Annotated in this window: 22 protein-coding genes; 8 read left to right on the forward strand and 14 right to left on the reverse strand. The window is 45.5% G+C overall.

Translation table 11 applies throughout. From position 1 onward, the window contains the following. Positions 1-3: 3 nt before the first annotated feature. From ACTQ53_RS07110 to rpmH, 6 genes are all read right to left on the reverse strand, one after another. The gene (locus tag ACTQ53_RS07110; protein WP_441932571.1) at positions 4-3,255 is read right to left on the reverse strand and encodes a SusC/RagA family TonB-linked outer membrane protein; all 3,252 of its coding nucleotides are present in this window, start codon (positions 3,253-3,255) and stop codon (positions 4-6) included. 452 nt (positions 3,256-3,707) lie between these two features. After that, positions 3,708-4,856 carry a 1-acyl-sn-glycerol-3-phosphate acyltransferase gene (locus tag ACTQ53_RS07115; RefSeq protein WP_441932572.1) on the reverse strand — a complete coding sequence of 383 codons (1,149 nt, stop codon included), beginning with the start codon at positions 4,854-4,856 and terminating at the stop codon, positions 3,708-3,710. A gap of 165 nt (positions 4,857-5,021) precedes the next feature. Further along, entirely contained in the window at positions 5,022-6,017 is a 996-nt protein-coding gene (locus tag ACTQ53_RS07120; protein WP_264950905.1) for a D-alanine--D-alanine ligase, read from the reverse strand. Between the two features lie 5 nt (positions 6,018-6,022). Beyond that, positions 6,023-7,084 (reverse strand): RluA family pseudouridine synthase, encoded by a 1,062-nt coding sequence (locus tag ACTQ53_RS07125; RefSeq protein ID WP_441932579.1) that lies wholly within the window; start codon positions 7,082-7,084, stop codon positions 6,023-6,025. 151 nt (positions 7,085-7,235) lie between these two features. Continuing rightward, a complete protein-coding gene (locus ACTQ53_RS07130) occupies positions 7,236-7,958 on the reverse strand; it encodes a PASTA domain-containing protein (protein ID WP_441932573.1) in 723 nt (240 codons plus the stop codon). A 161-nt stretch (positions 7,959-8,119) separates the two neighbouring features. Further along, on the reverse strand, positions 8,120-8,275 hold the full coding sequence (rpmH, locus tag ACTQ53_RS07135; RefSeq protein ID WP_004351099.1) for a 50S ribosomal protein L34: 156 nt from the start codon (positions 8,273-8,275) through the stop codon (positions 8,120-8,122). A 221-nt stretch (positions 8,276-8,496) separates the two neighbouring features. On the opposite strand from rpmH, the gene efp reads away from it, so the two are divergent. From efp to ACTQ53_RS07160, 5 genes are all read left to right on the forward strand, one after another. Then, a complete protein-coding gene (gene efp / locus ACTQ53_RS07140) occupies positions 8,497-9,063 on the forward strand; it encodes an elongation factor P (RefSeq protein WP_294969307.1) in 567 nt (188 codons plus the stop codon). Between the two features lie 63 nt (positions 9,064-9,126). After that, positions 9,127-10,185: a glycosyltransferase gene (locus tag ACTQ53_RS07145; protein WP_441932574.1), complete on the forward strand. Its 1,059-nt coding sequence runs from the start codon at positions 9,127-9,129 to the stop codon at positions 10,183-10,185. A gap of 8 nt (positions 10,186-10,193) precedes the next feature. Beyond that, entirely contained in the window at positions 10,194-10,883 is a 690-nt protein-coding gene (gene radC / locus ACTQ53_RS07150) for a RadC family protein (protein ID WP_294969314.1), read from the forward strand. Positions 10,884-11,015: 132 nt separating this feature from the next. Continuing rightward, a complete protein-coding gene (locus ACTQ53_RS07155) occupies positions 11,016-11,336 on the forward strand; it encodes a metal-sulfur cluster assembly factor (protein WP_153122355.1) in 321 nt (106 codons plus the stop codon). A 61-nt stretch (positions 11,337-11,397) separates the two neighbouring features. After that, complete coding sequence (locus tag ACTQ53_RS07160; RefSeq protein WP_294699038.1) at positions 11,398-12,162, forward strand: UDP-2,3-diacylglucosamine diphosphatase; 765 nt, start codon at positions 11,398-11,400, stop codon at positions 12,160-12,162. A 94-nt stretch (positions 12,163-12,256) separates the two neighbouring features. On the opposite strand, the gene ACTQ53_RS07165 is transcribed toward ACTQ53_RS07160, so the two are convergent. The 6 genes from ACTQ53_RS07165 to ACTQ53_RS07190 all read right to left on the reverse strand — a co-directional run bounded on the left by ACTQ53_RS07165 (position 12,257) and on the right by ACTQ53_RS07190 (position 18,171). Beyond that, positions 12,257-13,303: a sugar kinase gene (locus ACTQ53_RS07165; protein WP_441932580.1), complete on the reverse strand. Its 1,047-nt coding sequence runs from the start codon at positions 13,301-13,303 to the stop codon at positions 12,257-12,259. 90 nt (positions 13,304-13,393) lie between these two features. After that, positions 13,394-14,596 carry an acetate kinase gene (locus ACTQ53_RS07170; RefSeq protein WP_441932575.1) on the reverse strand — a complete coding sequence of 401 codons (1,203 nt, stop codon included), beginning with the start codon at positions 14,594-14,596 and terminating at the stop codon, positions 13,394-13,396. 46 nt (positions 14,597-14,642) lie between these two features. Next, a complete protein-coding gene (pta, locus tag ACTQ53_RS07175) occupies positions 14,643-15,689 on the reverse strand; it encodes a phosphate acetyltransferase (RefSeq protein ID WP_294969320.1) in 1,047 nt (348 codons plus the stop codon). Positions 15,690-15,989: 300 nt separating this feature from the next. Next, a complete protein-coding gene (gene cdaA / locus ACTQ53_RS07180; RefSeq protein WP_294969323.1) occupies positions 15,990-16,760 on the reverse strand; it encodes a diadenylate cyclase CdaA in 771 nt (256 codons plus the stop codon). Further along, complete coding sequence (folP, locus tag ACTQ53_RS07185; protein ID WP_441932576.1) at positions 16,757-17,602, reverse strand: dihydropteroate synthase; 846 nt, start codon at positions 17,600-17,602, stop codon at positions 16,757-16,759. The genes cdaA and folP overlap by 4 nt, the downstream gene beginning before the upstream one ends. Positions 17,603-17,949: 347 nt before the next feature. After that, positions 17,950-18,171 (reverse strand): hypothetical protein, encoded by a 222-nt coding sequence (locus tag ACTQ53_RS07190; protein ID WP_006847579.1) that lies wholly within the window; start codon positions 18,169-18,171, stop codon positions 17,950-17,952. Between the two features lie 143 nt (positions 18,172-18,314). Between ACTQ53_RS07190 and ACTQ53_RS07195 the strand changes: the two genes are divergently transcribed. Further along, positions 18,315-19,616, forward strand: coding sequence for a UDP-N-acetylmuramoyl-tripeptide--D-alanyl-D-alanine ligase (locus ACTQ53_RS07195; protein ID WP_264950910.1), 1,302 nt, complete (start codon positions 18,315-18,317; stop codon positions 19,614-19,616). A gap of 189 nt (positions 19,617-19,805) precedes the next feature. Here ACTQ53_RS07195 and pdxT read toward each other — a convergent pair whose 3' ends face one another. Together pdxT and pdxS are read right to left on the reverse strand one after the other, a co-directional pair. Further along, a complete protein-coding gene (pdxT, locus tag ACTQ53_RS07200) occupies positions 19,806-20,375 on the reverse strand; it encodes a pyridoxal 5'-phosphate synthase glutaminase subunit PdxT (RefSeq protein WP_295345934.1) in 570 nt (189 codons plus the stop codon). Next, positions 20,375-21,250 (reverse strand): pyridoxal 5'-phosphate synthase lyase subunit PdxS, encoded by an 876-nt coding sequence (gene pdxS / locus ACTQ53_RS07205; protein ID WP_117587530.1) that lies wholly within the window; start codon positions 21,248-21,250, stop codon positions 20,375-20,377. The genes pdxT and pdxS overlap by 1 nt, the downstream gene beginning before the upstream one ends. Positions 21,251-21,532: 282 nt before the next feature. On the opposite strand from pdxS, the gene ACTQ53_RS07210 reads away from it, so the two are divergent. Together ACTQ53_RS07210 and ACTQ53_RS07215 are read left to right on the forward strand one after the other, a co-directional pair. Beyond that, positions 21,533-23,251: an AAA family ATPase gene (locus ACTQ53_RS07210; protein WP_295345933.1), complete on the forward strand. Its 1,719-nt coding sequence runs from the start codon at positions 21,533-21,535 to the stop codon at positions 23,249-23,251. A gap of 84 nt (positions 23,252-23,335) precedes the next feature. Next, positions 23,336-23,839: a hypothetical protein gene (locus ACTQ53_RS07215; protein ID WP_441932577.1), complete on the forward strand. Its 504-nt coding sequence runs from the start codon at positions 23,336-23,338 to the stop codon at positions 23,837-23,839. The last annotated feature ends 298 nt before the right edge of the window (positions 23,840-24,137 follow it).

Below are 24,137 nucleotides of genomic sequence, written 5' to 3' on the forward strand. Positions count from 1 at the left end.
AGATTAGAACTTAACATTTACACCAACCATGAAGGTACGTGGTTGAGGATAGTTACCAACATCAACACCAGTAACCCAAGGTTCTGAGCCGTTGAGTGCCATACCATTTTCAGGATCCATACCCTTGTAATCTGTGATTGTGAAAAGGTTCTGAGCTGCAAAATAGAGACGAAGCTGCTGGAATGGACAATTCTTCCAGATGTTCTTGAAGTCGTAACCGACTGTCAGGTTCTGCAAACGGAAGTAACCAGCATCCTCAATATAAATGTCAGAAATAGACTGCCAGTTCACACCACGGTTCATGGCTGCCAACTGTGGATACTTATAAGATGTACCTTCGCCATTCCAATAACTATATACCTCTGTAGTATAGTTCTCATACTCACCATCAGTAAACTTACGGTAAGAGCGAGCCACCTGCTGACCCAATGCAGCATAACCAGTAACGTTGATATCGAAGCCCTTATATGAAGCACCCAAAGTGATACCCATTGTTACATCTGGGTTAGGATTACCCAAGTCGGTCTTATCAGCATCATTGACAATACCGTCACCATTTGTGTCTACAAAGCGCAAATCACCAACCTTCAAACCAGAACCCTGATGAGAGTTTGCAGGATCCTGATCCTTCAATGTGCTGATATATTCCTTCAGTTCCTGCTCATTCTGGATAGGACCAGCTGTCTTGTAACCCCAGAAGTAGCCGATAGGATGTCCTTCCTCGAAACGAGCCATATAACCAGTACCCTGAGCAAGCAAATCAGAACCACCAGAGTTGTACTTCTGTGAGCTATTTACCTTGGTTACTTCATTCTTATTGTATGCAATATTGTAACCCACATTATATTTGAAGTCCTTTCCTATCTTGTCGTTCCAAGTCAAGGCAACCTCAACACCGGTATTGCGAACGGTACCGGCATTCTTCATCTGAGTGCTGAAACCAGTAGTAGGAGAAACAGGAACATTCAACAGAAGGTCCTTGGTAGTCTTGCGATACCAGTCAAAAGTCAAACCTAAGCGGCTATTCAAGAAACGGGCATCGAAACCAAGGTCAAGCTGTTCAGATGTTTCCCATGTAAGTTCATCGTTAGCCAAACGGGTAAGAGCAGCACCACGAACTGGATCATCCTTTGTATTGCCGAAAGAATAATTGCTATACTCGTTATAAGCAAACGCAGCCTCATACTGGAATGCAGAAATATTCTTGTTACCATTCTGACCCCAACCAGCACGAATCTTCAAGAAGTCGAACCACTTAGCCAAAGGCTCCATAAACTTTTCGTTGGAAACAACCCAACCACCAGAGAATGAAGGGAAATATCCCCAACGCTTACCTGGAGCAAACATTGAAGAACCATCAGCACGCATAATAGCTGTGAACATATACTTCTCATCGTAATTGTAGTTCAAACGACCGAAGTAAGACATACCACGTGAATCGGTATATGGCAAACCTGTAACTGTAGCAGCCTTGTTGTTCTTCATCAATGTCATGTATGCATGAGACAAATCGCCGAAGATAGAGCTGGAAGCTGTAGCATTCAGGCTATAGCCAAAATCAGGACGGCTCTCACCATACTCTGTACCCAAGAGGATATCGAAGTCATGCTTCTTGTTGATATCAAACTTGTAATTCAAGGTATTGGTTGTACCCCAACCCCAACCGAGGCCTACATTATTGGTAGCCTGGTCTGATGTACGCTGATCTCCCTGGTCATTCAACTTGTACACAGGAAGATAGCAACGCCAAGAATTTGAGTTATGACTATAGTTAATCTGTCCACGATAGGTCAATCCCTTGATAGGCTGAATCTCGATATAACCAACAACGTTCAATCCAAAGTTCATGCTCTTGTTGTTTGCACTCTGGCTATAAGTAAGAGCAGCAATAGGGTTACTTGCATAAGAAGTATAATTGAACATACCTGTGCTCTTCAAGTCATTGTAACCGAAGAAACCACCCTCCTTGTTATAGATAGGAATCAATGGATTAGCACGCAACATGTTAGAGATGGCATTGCTATACTGATTACCTATCTGGATACCTTGATTCTGCTTGTGGCTATAATATACATTTTCACCTACCTTAATAACGTCAAGTCCCTTACTGTTGCGATAAACTACATGCTCTGAATTGATACGGAAAGTGAAACGGCGATAATCAGACTTAGCATACTGACCACCAAAAACACCGTCCTGATACTGATAACCGGCACCAATAGAGAACTTACTACGTTCACTACCACCAGTTACATTCAAAGAATGACTAGTAGTAACCGCATTCTTATTGCGGATAGCCTCTATCCAATCTGTTCCGGAATTAGAACCATCAAGATATGACTGATACAAGTCCTCGTATCCCTTAAAATACTGAGACCAATCGCGTGGCTGTTCACCACTATTGTAACGAGCCAAATCCATTACCTGCATATACTGCTTGGCAGTCAACATCTGTGGCAAACGATATACGTTTGACCATCCTACATTACCATCATAAGAAACCTGTATTTTACCCTGCTTACCCTGCTTAGTAGTTACCAAGATAACACCATTGGCAGCAGCAGAACCGTAGATGGCACAAGATGCAGCATCCTTCAATACGTCAATAGATTCAATATCAGCAGGATTCAAGTTGTTGATATCACCACCAGAAACGCCATCAATTACATAAAGAGGAGCGGTATTTCCATTGGTACCTGCACCACGGATCATAACCTTAAAGCCATCACCTGGCTGACCTGATGATGCCTGAATATTTACACCAGGAGTCTGGCTCTGCAAAGCACCCAGCGCCTGAGTAGTATTAAGCTTAGAGATATCATCACCCTTTACCTGTACAGTTGCACCGGTAACGAGCTTCTTCTTCTGCACACCATAACCTACGACAACAACTTCATCGAGAGTCTTGTCGTCTGTCTTCATTGTGATTTTGAAACTAGACTGGTTACCAACAGCGATTTCCTGCTTCTGATAACCAATATAGGTAACTACAATAGTAGCGCCCGGCTTCACATTCAATGTAAAGTTACCATCCAAGTCGGTAACTGTACCATTGTTAGGATTGCCCTTTTCTACTACACTTGCACCGATGATAGGACCTTCTGCGTCACTTACATTACCGGTAACTTTCTTAGCTTGCTGTACAGCATTTACAGTCTGATTAGGAGATGTTGCCAAAGCTTCAGTTGTGTAACTCAAGCCTAAGGATGCCAACGCTCCAACAAGCAGCACTGATTTTCTTAAGTTTAGATTCATATCTTATTGTACTTTCTAGGTTTAATAGAATTAAATCTTTGTGATTGACTAGTAAATAGCCACTCTCTATGCTTCCTTACAACTACCAGCTGCAGGGAAACGATTTTTAACTTTCAAGTTGAATTCATGTTCATAGGTCAAAATATTTTAATTTGTTAGTTTTGTTATTTTAGCTCTTTGTTTGTGACACATTGTAAGTAGATATCATTCAGTGGTAACAGTTGCAATAGTATCACGGCTGCAAAAGTACAACTCTTTTTTGAAAAAAGCTGATACTATTTTGCTTAATTTATGTATTTTTCGTTACTAAGGTTATTTTTTTTAAGAAATAACGATAAACACGAAAGGTTTGTTAACCTTCAGTGTTTATCGTACACTTAACATTTTAGCAGTTTTTGTGGTACATTTTCGCATAAAGAGCAAAAAAGTATCACCCTATTTGATTCTTCTCGTTACTTTGTAGCAAGAAAATTGCGAACCGGGTTGGCATACATCGTTAAAATCTTCTCTTTCAAGAAGGCTTCATCCTTGTTTGGAAGCTGAATCTTTGCTAACTGTCCTGCGATATATTTCTCGAATCGTGCCTTGTCTTCTGCAGAATATTCCGCTACATGTGCCTCGGTATTCTCCAAAAGATCAAGTGCCACATAATTGCCTGGATAGAGGCGATAGTTGCTATGAACCTCATGGTCGATATGCGAAGCGATGGTAGTGAAGAGTTCCTGCTTCGGCATCTCCGGGTCGAGGGAATCAAGATATTCGTCTAGGCATGGGGCTGCATGATAATGTACATGTCCCTTATAACCGAAGATACCGGTCTGCATGCTAACGAGATCATCCATAGGTCCCTTCTTCCAGCCTTCCACATCACGCTTGAGCTGATACTCCTGAGCTTTGAGAAAATCGCAAGGATCATACTCATAGCTGATAGACAGCGGAACGAGATGAAGCTGCTTCAGGCGGTCGATAACGCTGCCTTCTCCGCCCATCGCCATCATCTGCAGGATGCTCTTCTGTGTGCGGTCGTCGCTATCCTTGGCTCTACCCTCTCGCTGGGCAATCCAGATATTCTCGTTCTTCTCCTTGATGGCGAAGTGCATATAGTCGGAAAGACGCTTGCTCGACATCAGCATCTGGCGCATGCTCAAGGCACGTTCCACGATAAAAGCCTTGTTGACACGTACCAGGTCCTTGACCCAAGGAAGAGACAGGAGATTATCTCCGATGGCTATCTCGCAGGTGGTCTTGAAGCCATTGTCGATAAGCATTACATCGAGGATGGCTGAATCGAGCACGATGTCGCGGTGGTTGCTGATGAAGGAATAGTTGCGGGTATTATCGATGGCAGCGCAATCCATCTCACAACCCGTTGCTGCCTTCTTCAGGATGCCATGAACAAAATCGTAGGCGAAAGCCAACTGGAAGTCGAGATTGGTCTTGCAGGCCTTCAACTTCTGGGCAATCATCTCGAAAGGAACTTGTGGATAGAGATAAGCAAGTACTTGCTTGAACTGATCGTTTGAAAGCAAACGGTCGAACACCTCAGGAAGGTCTTCCGGTTCCCAAGGTCGAATGGTATCAAATTCTTGAGGGATCTTCATAACTTTATGGTTTTATGGGAAGTTAGAGAAGTAAAGAGAAGTTATCACACCCTATGGTCGTTTGGGAAGTTAAGGGACAAATGCTTTTTTCCAAACCAATAGGTTTCACAACTATTGTCCCTTAACTTCTATAAATTCCCTTAACTTCTATAAATTCCCCAATTATTAGAACTGATTCTCCACAATGTCGCTGAGCACATCCTTGATGTCAAGGCCTGCAGCGCGGACCTGCTGAGGAATGAAACTGGTAACGGTCATTCCTGGAGTGGTATTGATCTCCAGCATATTCACCTTGTCCTTACCGTCCTTATCCTTAGAGATGATGTAGTCGATACGGATGATACCGTTGGCATGGAGGATATCGTAGATGCGGGATGTGGTCTTTGCCACCTCTTCTGCAGTCTCAGGAGAGAGACGGGCTGGAGTGATTTCCTGTACCTGACCGTTATACTTAGCATCGTAATCGAAGAACTCGTTGCTGGTTACCACCTCGGTAGCTGGCAAGACAACGGTCTTCTCTGCTGTCTTGTAAATACCCTGGGAAATCTCGGTACCATCGAGGAAGCCTTCAATCATTACCTCGTTGCTCTCCATGAATGCCACACGGAGGGCTGGAGCCAACTGGTCGGCATTCTTCACCTTGCTCACACCGAAGCTACTGCCGTCAGCAGCTGGTTTTACGAAGCAAGGCATACCGATGCGCTCGGCAATCTCGTCCTCATCATACTGTTCACCACGACGGAGCAAGATACTGTCAGCCACGTTCACGCCAAAACCACGCAGGTAGTTGTTGAGCACATACTTGTCGAAGGTCATTGCCTCTACCAGCACACCACTTGTAGAGTATGGCAGGTGGATAAGGTCGAAGTATCCCTGCATCACACCATTCTCACCAGGCTGTCCGTGGATGGTAATATAAGCATAATCGAAGTATACATGCTTGCCATCCTTTACGAAAGAAAAGTCGTTCTTATCGATTTCGGCAGTCTCGCCATTATCGAAAGCCACGTGCCAGTCGGTACCCTTTACATCGACCAGGTAAATATTGTATCGCTCTTTGTCGAAGAATGAGTACAACCCCTGACCTGAGCGCAATGAAACGTCGTGCTCAGAAGAATCACCACCGCATACGATGGCTATCGTTCTCTTGCTATTTTCCATAATTACTAAATATTTTTGAATGTATCTTTTGTGGTGCCAGCGATGAAGCCGCGCCACTTTTCTATTAATTGTCTAAAATCTTCCGGCCACTCACTGTCAAAGTCCATCTGCGCCTTTGTTGTAGGATGAACAAAACCGAGGGTCTTGGCATGGAGTGCCTGACGTGGACAGAGTTTGAAGCAATTCTGGATGAATGCCTTGTAACCGCTACTGCGCTGACCTCTCAGAATCTCAGCACCTCCATAAGTCTCGTCCATAAAGAGTGGATGACCTATCTGCTTCATGTGGGCACGGATCTGATGGGTACGACCCGTTTCCAGGATGCACTGCACCAAGGTGGTATAGCCGAAACGCTCCAACACCATATAATGAGTAACCGCACTCTTGCCGATACCGCTATCCGGGTCGAAGACCTTCATGCGGAGACGGTTCTTCGGGTCACGTCCGATATTACCCTCGATGCGTCCCTCATCTTCTACGATGTTTCCCCATACCAGGGCGTTGTAGCTGCGATGGGTAGTCTTGTTGAAGAACTGCTTGCCCAATGCCGTCTTGGCAGTAGGTGTCTTGGCAACAACGAGCAATCCGCTGGTATCCTTGTCAATGCGATGCACCAATCCCACTTCCGGGTCGTTGGCATCAAACTCCGGCATATCTCTCAGATGCCAGGCTACTGCCTGAATCAAGGTACCATGGAAGTTGCCGGCTCCCGGATGAACCACCATTCCTGCCTCTTTGTTCACCACCATCAACTGGTCGTCTTCATATACCACATTGATGTCGATTTTCTCCGGCTTGATACTGGTCTCATGACGGGGACGGTCGAGCATCAGCGTAACGATGTCGTTCGGACGCACCTTGTAATTACTCTTCACCGGTTTGCCGTTTACATGGATAAAACCAGCATCGGCAGCCTGCTGAATGCGGTTGCGGCTCTGGTAAGCCATCTTGTCAGCCAGATACTTGTCGATGCGGACAGGATCCTGATTGGCGTCCACCTGCACCTTCCAGTGCTCATAGAGATCATCGCCTCCTTCGCCAGCCGGCACAGCTCCACCTTCCTCCATCTGGAGTTCGCCATCCAGTTCATCGATATCTCCCGCATCATCAAAACCGAAGTCTTCCTCTACAGGAGCATATACCTTATTATATATATAATTCAGAATTTCCACTCTTAATTATCAATTATTCATTATTAATTATTCATTCTCACTACTCCTACTCCACAACCTCATTCTGCTGCTGTTCGTGTGTCGGTTCAACAGGTTCAGTACCAGGAACCACCTCGAAATTATCCGTCTCGGTTTCTCCGGTACCCTCCCCTTCAATGACATCCTTTTCACTATGCGAGATAGGATCAACGATATCAAAAGAATCGGAAGCATCGCGTCGGCCGTTACCCACCTGGATAATCAAGGTATCATCAATAGACACCTTGTCGCCAGCCACCACATGCCTTCCTTTCACGAGGATACCGTATACCCAATCCTCTTCACCCGGAATATATTCAGGCGAGCCCAGCTTGAATCCCATAGCCGTCAGCTTTGCCATTGCCTCACGCAGGGAGCAGTTGTCGATGATATCAGGAACGGTGATGCGTGGAGAATGATCGGAATTGATGGTCACATAGATGACATGCCCCGACTTTACCAATTCTCCGAATATAGGCGTCTGCTCCAGGATGCAGTCAGCAGGCAGGGAACGTATATATCCCGTATCCGTAACCACAATCTGCAATCCGGCATCATCCAGGATGCGGGTAGCATCCTCAATTTTCTTGTATCTGATATCAGGTACCCTGATGGCTTCACCGTGATGGGTATAGATATCGATGCCAAACTTGACACCGACACAGAGCAAAACAAAGACCAGGAACATGGCTATGAGATTGCCCCAAAGATACTTACTCTTAAACTTATTTATAAACTCAGATAAAGTCATTCTTACTTTTTTGGTGCAAAGATAGGAATAATCGAAGACAATACAAAATAAAACACAAAGTTTTTGCGCATCACAAGTGCATAAAAAAACAAAAAGCAGCAAAGAATCTCTCTTTGCTGCTTTTAATGTCATCGTCGTCCGACGAATTTTCCTACAGGAAATTACTTTCCGTGGTGCTCGTCAGATACAGTTAACTTCTTACGGCCATGAGCACGGCGAGAAGCCAATACGCGACGACCATTCTTTGTTGCCATACGCTCGCGGAAACCATGCTTGTTCACGCGACGACGATTGTGAGGCTGAAATGTTCTTTTCATTTTTCTTATTTATTTTTTAATTAATATTCTTCACAAAAGAGCAAAATACGCCCTTTTTGGGCTGCAAAATTACGCATATTTTCTGAAATAACCAAGAAAACTACCAAATTTAGCTTAAATATTTATGTTTTTTTCGATTTTCCCTTTGTTTTTTCATGTTTTTGCCGTAACTTTGCACCCGATTTTGAGATTATTATAATAACATTCAAGATAAACAAGAAATGATTAATTCACAGGAAATTAAGATTGGTACTTGCATCCGCATGGATGGCAAAGTATGGGTTTGCATCGACTTTCAGCACAGAAAGCCAGGTAAAGGTAACACCGTAATGAACACTAAATTGAAGAATGTTGCCGATGGTCGTGTATTGGAGCGTACATTCCAGGTAGGTTTCAAGTTGGAGGATGTTCGCGTTGAGCGCCGTCCTTACCAGTACCTCTACGAGGATGCTACTGGCTGTATCTTCATGAACCAGGAGACTTTCGAGCAGGTGCCTATCGCTAAGGAGAACGTTACTGGCGGTCAGTACATGAAGGAGGGTGACGTTGTTGAGGTTGTTACTGATACAACTGATGGTACTATCCTCTTGGCAGAAATGCCTGTAAAGACAACTTTGAAGATTACTCATTCTGAGCCAGGTGTAAAGGGTAACACTGCTACCAACGCTACCAAGCCAGCTACTCTCGAGACTGGTGCTGAGGTTCGTGTTCCTTTGTTCGTTAACGAGGGCGAGACTATCCAGGTTGACACTCGTGACGGTAGCTACCTCGGTCGTGTAAGCGAGTAATCTGTTTCTGATTCAAAAGATTACGCTCTCATCGAGCAAACTTAACCCTTAATAGTAAGAAGAATGAAATATTCCATCATAGTACCTGTTTTCAATCGTCCGGACGAAGTGGACGAACTCTTGGAAAGTCTAACCCGTCAAACGGAGAAGGACTTCGAGGTAGTCATCGTAGAGGATGGCTCACAGACTCCTTGCGAGGATGTGTGCAACCGGTACGAAAACCTGATGGATATACATTATTACTATAAGGAGAACTCTGGTCCGGGCCAGAGTCGCAACTATGGTGCCGAGCGTGCCAAGGGCGAGTATCTCCTGATACTCGACAGCGACGTGGTCTTGCCAGAGGGTTATCTGAAGGCTGTAAGTGATGAGTTGAGCCGCGAACCTGCCGATGCTTTCGGCGGTCCCGACAAGGCGCACTCATCATTTACAGATACTCAGAAAGCCATTTCTTATTCCATGACTTCTTTCTTTACCACCGGTGGTATCCGTGGCGGAAAGAAGAAGATGGATAAGTTCTACCCTCGTTCATTCAACATGGGCATCCGCAGGGATGTTTATCTCAAGTTGAATGGCTTTTCTAACATGCGTTTTGGTGAGGACATCGATTTCTCTATCCGTATCTTCAAGGCAGGCTGCCGTTGCCGTCTGTTCCCAGAAGCATGGGTATGGCATAAGCGCCGCACCGACTTCCGCAAATTCTGGCGACAGGTTTACAACAGCGGTATCGCCCGCATCAACCTTTACAAGAAGTATCCAGAGAGTCTCAAGCTCGTACATCTCCTGCCGATGGTCTTCACCGTGGGCGTGATAGGTACTCTCCTGCTGCTCTTCTTCGGATTTCTGCCGTATACGTTGGGCACCGTCCACGTATTCCCTACCCTGGGCAATGCACTGGCTGCATTGGGCTGCATCGGTCTGCTGGGCATCATTCTCTATATCATTGCGCTGTTCATTGACAGCAGCAGGGAGAATCACAGCGTAAAGATTGGCTTGTTGAGCATCCGTGCCGCCTTCACCCAACTGATGGGTTACGGTTGCGGATTCCTTTCAGCCTGGTGGAAGAGATGCCTGCTCGGACAGAGCGAATTCAGCGCATACAACAAGACTTTCTATAAATAGATTACACTATGAGTGAGAAGCTTTCTATTTCGCAATGGGCAGAGGAAGACAAACCTCGTGAAAAACTGGAGCGACTAGGAGCATCAGCACTATCCAATGCCGAACTGCTAGCCATATTAATAGGTTCCGGCTCAAGAGACGAGAGTGCAGTAGATCTGATGAAACACATCATGAAAGACTGCGACAACAATCTCAATACTCTCGGCAAGATGACCATCAAGGAACTCACCCACTACAAAGGAATGGGACCCGCCAAGGCTATCACCATCCTTGCAGCCTGTGAGCTAGGGAAGCGTCGTGCCCTTGACAAAATAGGAAGTCGCCCGGATTTGGGTTCTTCCCTTGCCATCTACAACTACATGCTTCCCAAGATGCAGGATCTTGATACCGAAGAAGCATGGGTATTGATGATGAACCAGAACTTTAAACTCATCAAAGCAACCTGTATCTCTCATGGCGGCATCACCGAAACTGCCGTAGACATCCGATTGCTCATCAAGGAAGCCGTACTCAACAATGCCACCATCATCGCCTTCTGTCACAATCATCCTAGTCACAGTCCATTACCCAGCAAGGCTGACGACCAGCTCACCCTACAGATAAAGAAGGCGTGCGAAATCATGCGTCTCTTCTTTATGGACCATGTCATCATCACCGATGGCGCCTTTTATTCCTATCACGACAAAGGAAAGTTGTAAAAGCCAAAGTTCCATATTCATCATAAATTCAAGAATTTTTCATGTCTTTGTGCGCAAACAAGAAAAATAAATCACCATTTGTTTTGCATTGTCTATAATTATTGTTACCTTTGCAGAAAACAATATAAAATTATGACACAAGAAGAAAAGACAAAGATAGAAGAAAGAATCGTTGATGTTCTCAAAACCGTTTACGACCCAGAGATTCCCGTAAACATCTGGGACCTCGGTATGATTTACAAGATTGACGTAAAGGACGATGCCACTGTAGAGCTGGACATGACCTTTACAGCCCCATCCTGCCCTGCTGCCGACTTTATCCTGGAGGATGTACGCAGCAAGGTAGATAGCGTGGAAGGCGTGAAATCAGCCAATGTAAACCTCGTTTTCGAACCAGCTTGGGACCAGAGCATGATGAGCGAAGAAGCCCGCGTAGAACTCGGCTTTGAATAAAGACAAAGCCGTTGAATTCTTCACTCTTCATCCTTCACTCTTCACTTAAAAAGAACCGCTTATGAAAAATGTATATTTCCTCTCAGATGCGCATCTTGGCTCATTAGCCATTCCGCATGCCCGCATGCAGGAGCGCCGTCTCGTCCGCTTCCTTGACAGTATCAAGAACAAGGCCGCTGCCATCTATCTGCTGGGCGACATGTTTGATTTCTGGAACGAATACAAGAATGTAGTTCCAAAAGGATACACCCGTTTCCTGGGAAAAATCTCAGAGTTGACCGATATGGGAGTGGAAGTACATTTCTTCACCGGTAACCACGACTTATGGACTTATGGCTATCTGGAAGAAGAGTGCGGCATGATTGTGCACTATAAGCCACAGACCGTTGAGATTTACGACAAGGTATTTTTCCTTGCCCATGGCGACGGATTGGGCGACCCAGACAAGAAGTTCAAGCTTCTAAAGGCAATGTTCCACAACCACACCTGCCAGCGCCTTCTGAATGCCATCCATCCTCGCTGGGGACTGGCGCTGGGATTGAACTGGGCGAAGCACAGCCGACTGAAGCGTGCCGATGGCAAGGAAGAGCCTTATATGGGCGAAAAGAAGGAATTTCTGGTACGCTTTGCCAAACAGTATATGCAAAGCCATAAGGATGTAGATTACTTCATGTTCGGTCATCGCCACATCGAACTGGACCTGATGCTGAGCAAGAAGACCCGCCTGATGATTCTGGGTGACTGGATATGGCAGTTCACCTATGCCGTGTTTGATGGCGAACACATGTTTATGGAAGAATATGTGGAAGGCGAAAGCCAACCGTAAAAGCAAAAAACAAGAACAAAAAAAAACGATAATAATAAAGGGCAGCCCAAACAGGTTGCCCTTTATTATTGGCAAGTACTCTTATTACTTATTCTTAACGCTGGATTCTTCCTCCCGAAGAAGTCATGTTCGAGATGATTTCCTCTTCACTTACCAGGTTCTGATCGCCCGGAATCGTATTCTTGATGGCACTAGCCGACAGCGAGAAATCCAGGCAATACTGGTTCTTGTCGCCCCACTTCTGATGTGCGTGAATATAGGCAGCAACGAAGGCATCGCCTACACCCATCGGATCAACAATCGGCTCTATATCATATATTCTTGTTGTATAGAGCTGATCTTCCACAGCATCATAGAGCAGACCACTCAGTGTATGATGACTGCTGGCAATCTGATTTCTTACTGCCATCACCATCTTCTTGCACTTAGGGAAGAGATGGTGCATCTTGCGGAAATACTCCTGATAAGCCTCCTTGTCAATCTCATAGTCTGCATCCAAAGCCTCAAAAGGAATATGAGGCACACCACTGGCTATTTCCCACTCGTTCTGGTCACCGAAGATGATGTCGCTATACTGCATCATCTGGAATAGCACATCATGAGGCTCCAGACCATATCCCCAGAGATTCTTGCGATAGTTGATGTCGCAGGCAATGGTCAGGCCATCGGCTACAGCCAGCTTGATGGCATCCATCGTAGATTCCATTGCATCACGACTGATAGCACAGGTGATGCCCGAACAATGAAACACGGCAGCATCCGCCAACACCTGATTCCATTTCACCATACCCCGCTTCAAGGTATAGAAAGAAGAATTCTTGCGGTCATAGACCACACGAGAATTGCGCATCGCCACAGCTTCCTCGAAATAATAAGTTCCGAGACGGTCGCCACCATGCACCACATGAGAAACATTCAGACCATACTCCCTGAGGTGCATCAATGCTGCCTCACCCATCTCACCGTATGGCACACGGGTAACATACTCGACATTATCACCCAAATAAGCCAAAGAAATAGCTGCATTTGCCTCACTGCCACCATAGTTGCCAAACATACGATGCCCCTGGAATAAACGTTGATAACCGGGCTTAGAAATTCTAAGCAATATTTCTCCGAAAGTTACAATCTTTGTTTTCATCATTCTCAAAAATCTCAAAAAATTAAAAAGGTGAAGACCTATCACATTTGTTTTAGTCTTCACCTTATTATATTATATCTTTGTGCTGGATTACTTCTTAGCAACCAACTCCATTGTATCGCGAGCGATAACGATCTCCTCGTCGGTAGGAACTACTACAACCTTCACCTTACTGTCGTCAGTAGAGATGATAGCTTCCTCACCACGAACCTTGTCATTCACTTCCTTGTTGATCTTGATGCCAAGATACTCCAGGTTCTTGCAAGCTTCCTCGCGGAGGTCGGTCTGGTTCTCACCAACACCAGCAGTAAATACGATTGCGTCAACGCCACCCATAGCTGCTGTGTAAGCACCAATGTACTTCTTGATGCGATACTCGTACATACGGAGAGCCAGCTGAGCCTTCTCGTTACCCTCGTTGGCAGCGTTCTCGATGTCGCGCATATCAGAAGAAATACCTGTAATACCGAGCACACCACTCTTCTTGTTCAGGAAGTCAGCCATCTCCTGTGGCTTCATGTTCAACTTCTCCATCAAGTAGGTAACGGCAGAAGCATCGATGTCACCACAACGTGAACCCATCATCAAACCAGCCAATGGAGTCAAGCCCATTGAGGTATCCAATACCTTACCGTTCAATACTGCAGCTACAGAGCCACCGTTACCGATGTGGCAAGTGATGACCTTGGAGTTGTTCTGGTCGAGACCGAGAATCTCGCAAACACGCTTAGAAACATAGCGGTGAGATGTTCCGTGGAAGCCATAACGGCGTACGTGATACTTCTCGTACAACTCGTAAGGAATAGCATAGAGGTAAGCGTAATCTGGCATTGTGCTGTGGAACGCGTTGTCGAATACGCAAACCTGAGGAGTGCCAGGCATCAAAGAGTCAACGGCACGGATACCCTTCAGGTGACCTGCGTTGTGAACAGGAGCGAGGTCGCAAAGTTCCTCGATACCATCCTCTACGCTCTTGTCAACGATAACACTCTCGTTGAACTTGTCACCACCCTGTACGACACGGTGTCCTACAGCATCGATTTCTTTCAAATCCTTGATAGCGCCGATTTCCGGGTCGAGCAAGCACTTGAACACGAAGTTCACACCTTCCTTGTGGTCAGGCATGTCGTGCATGATCTGCTTCTTCTCGCCGTTAGGCAATTTCACCTTGATGAAAGCATTATCAAGACCGATACGCTCTACACCACCCTGTGCCAATACAGACTCATCGTCCATATTATATAACTTGTACTTGATAGATGAACTACCGCAGTTCAGAACCAATATTTTCATAATGTTACTTTTTGTAATGTTATTGATTGAATAAAGTTAGTCTCAATTACGCCTTCTTAGCATCCTGTGCCTGGCAAGCTGTGATGGCTACCATGTAGTAGATGTCATCAACAGAGCAACCACGAGAGAGGTCGTTTACAGGACGGGCAATACCCTGGAGGATAGGACCGATAGCGATGGCACCACCCAAACGCTGAACGAGCTTGTAGCCGATGTTACCAACCTCAAGGTTAGGAACTACCAAAACGTTAGCCTTACCAGCTACGTCAGAACCTGGAGCCTTCTTGGCAGCAACCTCAGGAACGAGGGCTGCATCTGCCTGAAGTTCACCATCGAGATGAAGCTCTGGGAACTTCTCCTTAGCAATAGCTACGGCATCCTTTACCTTGTCAATAATATAAACGCTCTTGCCAGTCTCCTTGTTGATAGCATCCTTAGCGCTACCCTTTGTAGAGAAGCTCAACATGGCTACAATAGGCTCTGCGACACCTGCTACAGAGTGAGCAGTCTGAGCTGTTGTGTAAGCAATCTGAGCAAGCTGATCAGCTGTAGGGTTTGGAGTTACAGCAACGTCACCCATTACCACTACGCCATCCTGACCATACTGCTTCTGGTCTGAGATGAGCAACATAGCACCACTTACGCAAGTGATACCTGGAGTACACTTGATAATCTGAAGAGCTGGACGAAGTGTGTCGCCAGTTGTGCTCAAAGCACCAGAAATCTGACCGTCTGCACCCTCAGTCTTGATAATCATACAACCGAGGTAGAGGTTGTTCTTTGTAACGAGTTCACGAGCCTGTTCTACGGTCATGCCCTTCTTCTTGCGAAGTTCTGCGAGCTTCTCTGCATACTCCTCAGTCTTAGGGTTGTTTTGTGGATCAACGATAGTAGCCTTGTCGATGTTGTTAAGACCCCACTGTGCAGCGAGATTCTTAATGTTGGCAGGGTTACCGATGAGGATGATGTCTGCGAGATCATCAGCCAAAACTTTATCGGCTGCTTTCAATGTACGCTCCTCTTCTGCTTCAGGGAGCACGATGCGCTGCTTGTCAGCTTTAGCGCGAGCTACGATTTGCTGTAATAAATCCATTTTACTTTATTGTTTTATATATTTTTGTTGTCTCCAAAGTAAGTTTGTCAAAGTGTAAAGCCTCTTCGCATAGATTTTAGCTTTTTGCCACATCGACTTTGCAAAAGTACATATTTATTTTGAAATAATACCTACTAAAATGTGTAAAAAAAGCTAAAATGGTAGATAATAATCATCGTAAAGGTTTACGTTCCAAGAAAAGTGAAGAACGAAGAGTGAAAAAGGAAGAATTTAAGAGTGAAAAGAGAAGAACGAAAGCACATGAATTCTTCACTCTTCGTTCTTCACTCTTCACTTAACTTATAGCATTTCCTGGGTGAGGATGCTTTCCAGTTCCTCTGCCGAGAGTCGGAGTTTGAACTCTCCCTTGATGGCAACGCTGATTCGTCCCGTCTCTTCCGAAACGATGACGGCGATGGCATCACTGCTCTGCGAGATACCCAAGGCTGCACGGTGACGGAGTCCCAGTTCCTTCGGGATATCGAGATTATGGCTCACCGGTAAGATACAGCCGGCAGCCATGATTCGCTTGTTGCTTACCACCATGGCACCATCATGCAGAGGCGAGTTCTTGAAGAAGATGTTCTCTATCAGACGCTGATTGATTTTTGCATCTATCTCTTCGCCCGTATCCATGATATCTTTCAAAGGTACACCCCGTTCGATGACGATGAGCGCCCCCACGTATTTCTTCGCCATACTCATGCACGCCATTACGATAGGGATGATAGTCGCCTTGTTAGCCTCCTTCTGGCTCTCCTTGCTGGAGTGGAAGAAGCGAACCAGCCGGCGCATACCTTTCTGCGAACCTATCTCATAAAGGAATCTACGGATATCCTCCTGAAAAATGACGATGAGAGCGATGACTCCCACGCTCACCAGTTTATCCAGGATAGAACCCAGCAGGCGCATTTCCAATATCTGACTCACAAAGAGCCAGATAAGAACGAAGAGCATGATGCCCACGAAGATGTTGAGTGAGCGGGATTCCTTCATCAGGCGATAGACGTAGAATAGCAGAGAGGCTACCAACAGGATATCGATGACGTCTTTAATTCCAAATTCTATCATGTGCGTCCCTCCTTCATTGCTTCTACAATCTTGATTGCCTCAGCTGCTTCCTTCACATCGTGAACTCTGAGGATGCTGGCGCCCTTCATCAGGGCGATGGTGTCGAGAACGGAAGTTCCATTGAGCGATGTCGTAGCATCTCCACCCAGCAGTTTGTATATCATACTCTTGCGGGAGATGCCTACCAGAACCGGAAGTTCCATCACGTTCAACTTCTCCATCTCGTTATAGATCTGATAATTCTGGATGAGATTCTTGCCAAAGCCGAAGCCTGGGTCGAGGATGATGTCCTTGGCTCCCAGGTCGCGCAACTGCTGCACCTCTCTGGCAAAGCCCTTCATCATCGTTTCGAGCGTAGGCTGCACCGACATTAATATATAAGGTACCTTCAGTTCGCCCACCACCCGGAACATTTCAGGATATTCCTCCTGTCTCTGCTCCAGCGGCACATTGGCGATGCCTGTGATTCCACCCTCTGATACATCGTTGATGATGTCAGCTCCCCACTCCTCGATACACTTGCGTGCCAAGGTTGGGCGATAGGTATCTACGGAGACGGCAGCATCCGGTTGCTCCCTGCGAACGATGTCGAGAGCGAACTTCAGTCGTCTTCCCTCCTCCTCTTCCGATACTTCATCAGCACCGGGACGCGTGGAGAAAGCGCCCACATCAATGATGCTTCCACCTTCTTCTATAATCTGATTAGCTCTCTGAGCTATCTCCATTTCTGTCTGCTTTCTACTTCCTGAGTAGAAACTGTCGGGCGTAACGTTCAGGATGCCCATCACCTGAGGGGTACTCAAATTCATCAAGCGCCCCTTAATATTGATCGTATATTCCATCGGATTATAACTCTTTAAGCCATTTTTCGCCTGGTTTGGTGTAAGTCCAGGCGATAAAACTTAGGCCAAAAATTGAGCAAACTAAAAAGAACAATGCCAAATAGCTCATAATACTACAATTCTTTAAGCCACTTTTTCCCTGGCTTTGTGTAAGTCCAGGCAAGAAAGCATCCACTTATGATTGTTCCAACCACAAAGAAAAACAATAGTCCATTGTAAACTTCCATAACTTAATATTTTACAAATCTTTCAACCATTTCTCGCCTGGTTTTGTATATAACCAAGCTAAAAAACTTCCACCGACGATACAGCAAATCAGAAAAAATAATGCTAAATAACTCATATAATCAATATTTTAAAATTTTATTAGCTATACCTGCAAAAACAGCTGTAGCCAAAACACCAAAAATTAACACAGAGACATCACCGACCGTAGCTTCACCTTTCAGCAACGGCAAGAAACCTCCAACCCCAGTTCCCGTAAATATCAACTGGGATAGATTATAGAAATAGCCTGCCAGCTTTTCCTTCCTTACTTTCGTTTTATCTTTTTCATCTCTACTACCCATAAAGAGCCTCACTTTCTAAAGATTCATCGAATATTTCTGCAAAAATAGAAAGAATATTCGAGATTACCATCATTTTTTGGGAAAATTGTTTGTTATGTCCATAATTTAGATTACTTTTGCACCCAAAATAACAGTTATAGACTATGGATATTTCAGAACTCTATCAGATTTACCAAGCGCACCCAGTGATTACCACTGACAGCCGCGACTGCCCAGAGGGCAGCATCTTCCTGGCATTGAAGGGCGCATCGTTTGATGGCAACAAGTTTGCCGACATGGCATTGGAGAAAGGCTGTGCCTATGTGATTGTAGATGAAAAAGAGTATGCCAAGGAGGGCGACGAGCGCTACATCCTCGTAGAGGACTGCCTCACCACCTTCAAGGAACTAGCCCGTGAACATCGCCGCCACTTCGATATTCCTGTAGTAGGAATCACCGGAACCAACGGCAAGACTACTACCAAGGAACTCGTCTCTGCCGTTCTCGGCGAGAAGTTCAACGTAATGTTCACCCAGGGTAACTTCAATAATGATGTAGGCGTACCAAAGACGCTCTTCCGTCTCTCACCAGAGAATGAGATTGCCGTTGTAGAGATGGGTGCTTCCCATCCTGATGACATCCGAAAGCTCGTGGAATACGTGGAACCTACCTGCGGTATGATTACCAATGTGGGCCGTGCCCATCTGCAGGGATTCGGAAGCTTCGAAGGCGTGAAGAAGACCAAGGGAGAGCTCTATGATTACCTCGCAGCCAACGATGCCCTCGTCTTCATTAATGCAGATAACGAGCATCTGATGCAGATGGCTGAGCAGCGCAACATCAACCGCCTCATCACCTACGGCAAGGACGAAAACTGCGATGTATGGGGAGAAGTCATCTCCTGCGCTCCATTCCTGAAGTTCCGCTGGCGCACCGAGAGTTTCGACTGGCATGAGGTTCAGACTCATCTCATCGGCTCCTACAATATCGACAACATGCTTGCCGCCATCACCATCGGTCTTCATTTCGACGTGAAGCCTCAGCAGATAGATCATGCTCTGGAGAACTACATCCCAAGCAACAACCGTTCACAGCTGGAAGAGACGGCGCACAATAAGCTGGTGGTAGATGCCTACAATGCCAACCCATCAAGTATGGCTGCCGCCATCGAGAACTTCCGCGTGATGGATGTACCTCACAAGATGGCGATTCTCGGACAGATGGGCGAACTCGGCGAAGTGAGCCACGAGGAGCACCAGAAGGTAGTAGACCAGTTGCAGGCAGCCGGTCTGGAGAATGTATGGCTGGTAGGCGATGAGTTCAAGGATATTCCATGCAGCTACCGCAAGTTCCAGAATGTAGAGGAAGTGAAGGAAGCGCTCAAGGCGAACCAGCCTCACGACCATTACATCCTCATCAAGGGCAGTAACAGCGTGAAGCTCTTCCAGCTTCCGGAGTTGTTATAAGACATTTGAATGCACCCTGAAAAATTGATTTCAAGGATATAAAGAAGAACAAAAAAGTATCTTAGGATACTTGCTCATGTATCTTAAGATACTTGGCAATGTATCCTAAGATACTTTGCTATGTAGCTTCATGTGCCCATGAAGCCTATTCCATCGGTCAACGAAGTAAGTTCCAATATAGGATGAAGCCTACTTGCTGCACATCCCCAGAAAATACTTATGAATTTCAAGACTTTTGTTCAATTCCGGATGGAAGGCAGTAACCAGCTGGTTACCCTGGCGGGCAGCCACAATCTTGCCATCTACCTCCGCCAGAACCTCAGCATCTCCCCACACCTCTTTAATATAAGGAGCACGGATGAAAGTCATTGGGATGTTGCCCTCGATGCCCTTCATCGGAGCCTCGATGTAGAAACTGCCCAACTGGCGACCGTAGGCATTTCTCAAAGCCGTGATGTCCATCGAAGCTATGCGCTGACTAGGCTCGCCCTCAATCTTCTTGGCAAGAAGAATCAAACCGGCACAGGTTCCATAAACAGGCAAGCCGACAGCAATCGCCTCCTTCACAGGCTCCATCAATCCCAGTTCATTCAAGAGCTTCGCCTGGGTGGTACTCTCACCGCCCGGAATAATCAAGCCATCCTTAGGCTGATCCCAATCCTTTAACTGGCGAACCTCAAAACTATCCACGCCCAGCTGAGCCAACTTCTGTCTGTGCTCAGCAAAAGCGCCTTGTAAAGCTAAAACTGCTATTCTCATTACTTACCTCTTTCAGCCATGAGCAAAGCAATCTCCTGCTCATTGATACCTACCATTGCCTCGCCGAGGTCCTCGCTCAACTCAGCCAGCATCTTAGGGTCGTTGTAGTTGGTAACAGCCTTCACGATAGCCTGTGCACGCTTAGCAGGATTGCCGCTCTTGAAGATACCAGAACCTACAAATACACCCTCAGCACCGAGCTGCATCATCAGGGCAGCATCAGCTGGAGTAGCCACACCACCAGCAGCGAAGTTAACCACTGGCAACTTGCCGTTCTCGTGAACATACTTCACCAGGTCGTAAGGAGCCTGCAACTGCTTGGCTGCCTCGTAAAGTTCATCCTCGCTCATAGAAACCAGGCGACGGATTTCGCTCTGCATCATACGCATGTGGGTAACAGCCTGAACCACATCACCTGTTCCTGGCTCACCCTTGGTACGGATCATGGTAGCACCCTCAGCGATACGGCGGAGCGCCTCGCCCAGGTTCTTGGCACCACAAACGAACGGTACGTCAAACTGAGTCTTGTCGATGTGATAAACGTTATCTGCTGGAGAGAGCACCTCGCTCTCGTCAATATAGTCGATTTCGATAGCCTGAAGAATCTGAGCCTCAGCGAAGTGACCGATGCGGCACTTAGCCATTACAGGGATAGAAACAGCCTCCTGAATACCCTTAATCATCTTAGGGTCGCTCATACGAGAAACACCACCTGCTGCACGGATGTCAGCCGGAATACGTTCCAAAGCCATTACTGCGCATGCACCTGCTGCCTCTGCGATTCTTGCCTGTTCTGGAGTTGTTACGTCCATGATCACACCACCCTTGAGCATCTGAGCCAAGTTGCGGTTCAATTCTTGTCTATTTTCTGCCATAATTCTTTTAATTTTATCTATTTACGGCTGCAAAGGAAACACTTTTCGGAGAAACAGCAGAAAAAAGTTCCAAATTCTGCAAACATTGAGTCATTTTGTATAAAGGATGATTCGCAAAAGTATAAGCTATATTCCGAAATATACAAAGCTCTACACAGATGGTGCTGCTAAGATAAACCGACAGGAATGTGGGATGAAACACTAGTCCATCAGATTTCTCTCAAAAAACTTGCGGCATTCAATAAATTGTTGTAACTTTGCCCCAAATAAACTTTGAAGCGTATGGATTACAAGAGATTACCTTACGGCATAGCCGACTTTACCTGGATTCAGAATCAGAACAGATTTCTGACAGACAAGACGATGTTTATACCCAAGATGGAGGAAGCAGGAGACTTTCTCTATCTCATCCGCCCACGCCGTTTTGGCAAAAGCGTATTCCTTACCATGATTCAGGCATACTACGACATCGAGAAGAAAGACTCGTTTCATACCACATTCAAAGATACCTGGATAGAAAAACAACCCACAGAAAAACAAGGTAAATATCAGGTACTGTTCTTCGACTTCTCTAAGGCAGCTGCCGGAAAAGACGGACTGGAGAAGAACTTTAATGCCTATTGCGAAACTGTGCTGAATGGTTTTGCAGAAAAATACGCCAAGTATTATCAGCCTTCTTTCTTAGGAGAGTTTAAGGCAGCTAAGGATGCAGCACAGAAATTGAACTTGATAAACGTCTGGGCGAATGCCAAAAGCATACAACTCTATCTCATCATCGACGAGTACGACAACTTCACCAACAATGTCTTGAGCAATGAGGGCGAAGCCGTATATCATGCCTTAACCCATGCCCAGGGTTTCTATCGTGATTTCTTCAAGTTATTCAAGGGAATGTTCCATCGTATCCTGATGATGGGTGTAAGTCCTGTAACAGTGAACGACCTCAATAGCGGCTATAACATCGGAACCAACCTATCCATGGACCCGATGTTCAATATGATGCTGGGATTCAGCGAGAACGAGGTGCGAGAGATGATAGAATATTACAGAGAAGTAGGTCTTATCAAGGTTCCCACCGACCAGCTGATTACAGACATGAAGCCTTGGTATGACAACTATTGTTTCGCAAAGGACAGTTTGGAGACAGACCCAAAGATGTTCAATTCGGATATGGTAATCTATTATCTCCGCAACTATATCCGTTTCGGAAAGGCTCCGGAAGAGATGATTGATCCGAACACCATGACCGACTATGCCAAGATGAAGAAGATTATCTTCTTAGACAAATTGCAGGGCGACCGCAAGAGCGTGCTGAAGGAAATCATCAACCAAGGATACATTTGGGCAGAACTGCGAGAGAGCTTTCCTGCGGAAGCCCTGATAGACCCGGGGCTCTTCCCTAGCCTGCTTTATTATTACGGTATGCTGACCATTATCGGCAAGCGTGGCAGAAGAGTGAAGCTAGGAATCCCTAACGAGAATGTACGCCGCCAATACTATGACTATGTATTGGATGAGTACGATTCCGTTTCAAAGATCAACAACAACCATCTTGCCGACCAATACGATGTGATGGCACTGGATGGCGACATCAAACCTGCCATCGAGTATATCGCCGAAGGTTATAAGAATTGCACCAGCCTCCACTCCAGCATCCAGGCTGAGCGCAACCTGCAGGGTTTCATCGCAGCCTATCTCAACCATAGCGGCTACTATTATATTATCCAAGAGATGGAACTGAATGGTGGCTATTGCGACTTGACAATGATTCCTGACCTTACCCGTTTCCCAGAGGTAGCGCATACTTATCTCTTGGAATTGAAATACCTGAAGTCGGGCGATACTGACGAAGAAGGCATGAAGGCTTTAGAAGAAGCAAAGGCGCAATTAGACCAATATGCGCGAGACGCAAGATTGCCACAGATGATGAGCGGCAAGCCAATACACAAGATTGCTATTATATATAAAGGTAACGAGTTATGGAAGGTAGAGGAATGCTAAAGCCGGCCTTAGCAACTAGTTTCCCAATTCCAACTGATTCTTCACAAGATTATAATATGCCCCTCGCTTGGCGGTTAAAGATTCATGGTTGCCAACCTCAACCACCTTTCCCTGGTCAAGGACTACGATTTGGTCGGAACAGCTTTTAATGCAATGTTTGACAAGCTTGCCTCATGTTTAAATGCGAACAAATCTCGTTATAGTTTTATTAAGCCAAATAGACCTAGTACATCAATAAGTAAAGTTGTATTCAAAAATATTACAACAGAACATAATTTGTATCAAAATGGTCAAAAAGGGATGAAAGTCGTTGTATCATTTGATATAGAAGGCTATAAAAAACAAAAATGTGAAGTAAATGCCTACTTCTTTTACGAAGATGGGAAAGCATTGAAGGATATCAACCACTCCTATCGTGCTGCGGATGGACAAGTTAGTGCAGGAACTTACATCACACCAGGGTGGGATACTACAACTTATACTAATTTAGAGATATTTATCCCATATCGAGAACTTCATTTGAGCTACGGAAAAAGTAACTTAAAAACATATGTGGAAATTTTTACTCCGCAAAAAAAAAATCCATAGGCAAAAGTAAATACACTACTTTTTGGTGGAAAAGTAATTAGCAAAATGAAGCTATACAAAAAAGTCAACCGTACAGGTGGAAATATTTTTCAATAATAGAACTAAACACGGTCTAAAATACAAAGTCTGCAGAAAAACACAATACAACTGATTATCAGGTACATTTATTCTATTTATAATAAAATGGGGGGGTGTAATTTAAACTGTGTCAAGGCTTGTTCTTAACTTTCATTCCCACTCCCTGCTGGGGGCATGCCCCCAGCAGGGAAGCCTTTTCGGCTGCAAAGTTACATAATTT

The sequence above is a fragment of the Prevotella sp. Sow4_E9_plate genome, assembly GCF_052116205.1.
Taxonomy (GTDB): Bacteria; Bacteroidota; Bacteroidia; order Bacteroidales; family Bacteroidaceae; genus Prevotella.

What these genes read in the sequence shown, in the direction of transcription:
- ACTQ53_RS07190 (WP_006847579.1), bottom strand. Translation starts at nt 18,171, where the DNA reads ATGGGTAGTAGAGATGAAAAAGATAAAACGAAAGTAAGGAAGGAAAAG.
- ACTQ53_RS07145 (WP_441932574.1), top strand. Translation starts at nt 9,127, where the DNA reads ATGAAATATTCCATCATAGTACCTGTTTTCAATCGTCCGGACGAAGTG.
- ACTQ53_RS07125 (WP_441932579.1), bottom strand. Translation starts at nt 7,084, where the DNA reads ATGGAGGAAGGTGGAGCTGTGCCGGCTGGCGAAGGAGGCGATGATCTC.
- ACTQ53_RS07215 (WP_441932577.1), top strand. Translation starts at nt 23,336, where the DNA reads ATGGTTGCCAACCTCAACCACCTTTCCCTGGTCAAGGACTACGATTTG.
- ACTQ53_RS07130 (WP_441932573.1), bottom strand. Translation starts at nt 7,958, where the DNA reads ATGACTTTATCTGAGTTTATAAATAAGTTTAAGAGTAAGTATCTTTGG.
- ACTQ53_RS07115 (WP_441932572.1), bottom strand. Translation starts at nt 4,856, where the DNA reads ATGAAGATCCCTCAAGAATTTGATACCATTCGACCTTGGGAACCGGAA.
- pdxS (WP_117587530.1), bottom strand. Translation starts at nt 21,250, where the DNA reads ATGGCAGAAAATAGACAAGAATTGAACCGCAACTTGGCTCAGATGCTC.
- pdxT (WP_295345934.1), bottom strand. Translation starts at nt 20,375, where the DNA reads ATGAGAATAGCAGTTTTAGCTTTACAAGGCGCTTTTGCTGAGCACAGA.
- folP (WP_441932576.1), bottom strand. Translation starts at nt 17,602, where the DNA reads ATGGAATATACGATCAATATTAAGGGGCGCTTGATGAATTTGAGTACC.
- ACTQ53_RS07160 (WP_294699038.1), top strand. Translation starts at nt 11,398, where the DNA reads ATGAAAAATGTATATTTCCTCTCAGATGCGCATCTTGGCTCATTAGCC.
- ACTQ53_RS07210 (WP_295345933.1), top strand. Translation starts at nt 21,533, where the DNA reads ATGGATTACAAGAGATTACCTTACGGCATAGCCGACTTTACCTGGATT.
- ACTQ53_RS07155 (WP_153122355.1), top strand. Translation starts at nt 11,016, where the DNA reads ATGACACAAGAAGAAAAGACAAAGATAGAAGAAAGAATCGTTGATGTT.
- efp (WP_294969307.1), top strand. Translation starts at nt 8,497, where the DNA reads ATGATTAATTCACAGGAAATTAAGATTGGTACTTGCATCCGCATGGAT.
- ACTQ53_RS07110 (WP_441932571.1), bottom strand. Translation starts at nt 3,255, where the DNA reads ATGAATCTAAACTTAAGAAAATCAGTGCTGCTTGTTGGAGCGTTGGCA.
- radC (WP_294969314.1), top strand. Translation starts at nt 10,194, where the DNA reads ATGAGTGAGAAGCTTTCTATTTCGCAATGGGCAGAGGAAGACAAACCT.
- rpmH (WP_004351099.1), bottom strand. Translation starts at nt 8,275, where the DNA reads ATGAAAAGAACATTTCAGCCTCACAATCGTCGTCGCGTGAACAAGCAT.
- pta (WP_294969320.1), bottom strand. Translation starts at nt 15,689, where the DNA reads ATGGATTTATTACAGCAAATCGTAGCTCGCGCTAAAGCTGACAAGCAG.
- ACTQ53_RS07195 (WP_264950910.1), top strand. Translation starts at nt 18,315, where the DNA reads ATGGATATTTCAGAACTCTATCAGATTTACCAAGCGCACCCAGTGATT.
- cdaA (WP_294969323.1), bottom strand. Translation starts at nt 16,760, where the DNA reads ATGATAGAATTTGGAATTAAAGACGTCATCGATATCCTGTTGGTAGCC.
- ACTQ53_RS07120 (WP_264950905.1), bottom strand. Translation starts at nt 6,017, where the DNA reads ATGGAAAATAGCAAGAGAACGATAGCCATCGTATGCGGTGGTGATTCT.
- ACTQ53_RS07170 (WP_441932575.1), bottom strand. Translation starts at nt 14,596, where the DNA reads ATGAAAATATTGGTTCTGAACTGCGGTAGTTCATCTATCAAGTACAAG.
- ACTQ53_RS07165 (WP_441932580.1), bottom strand. Translation starts at nt 13,303, where the DNA reads ATGAAAACAAAGATTGTAACTTTCGGAGAAATATTGCTTAGAATTTCT.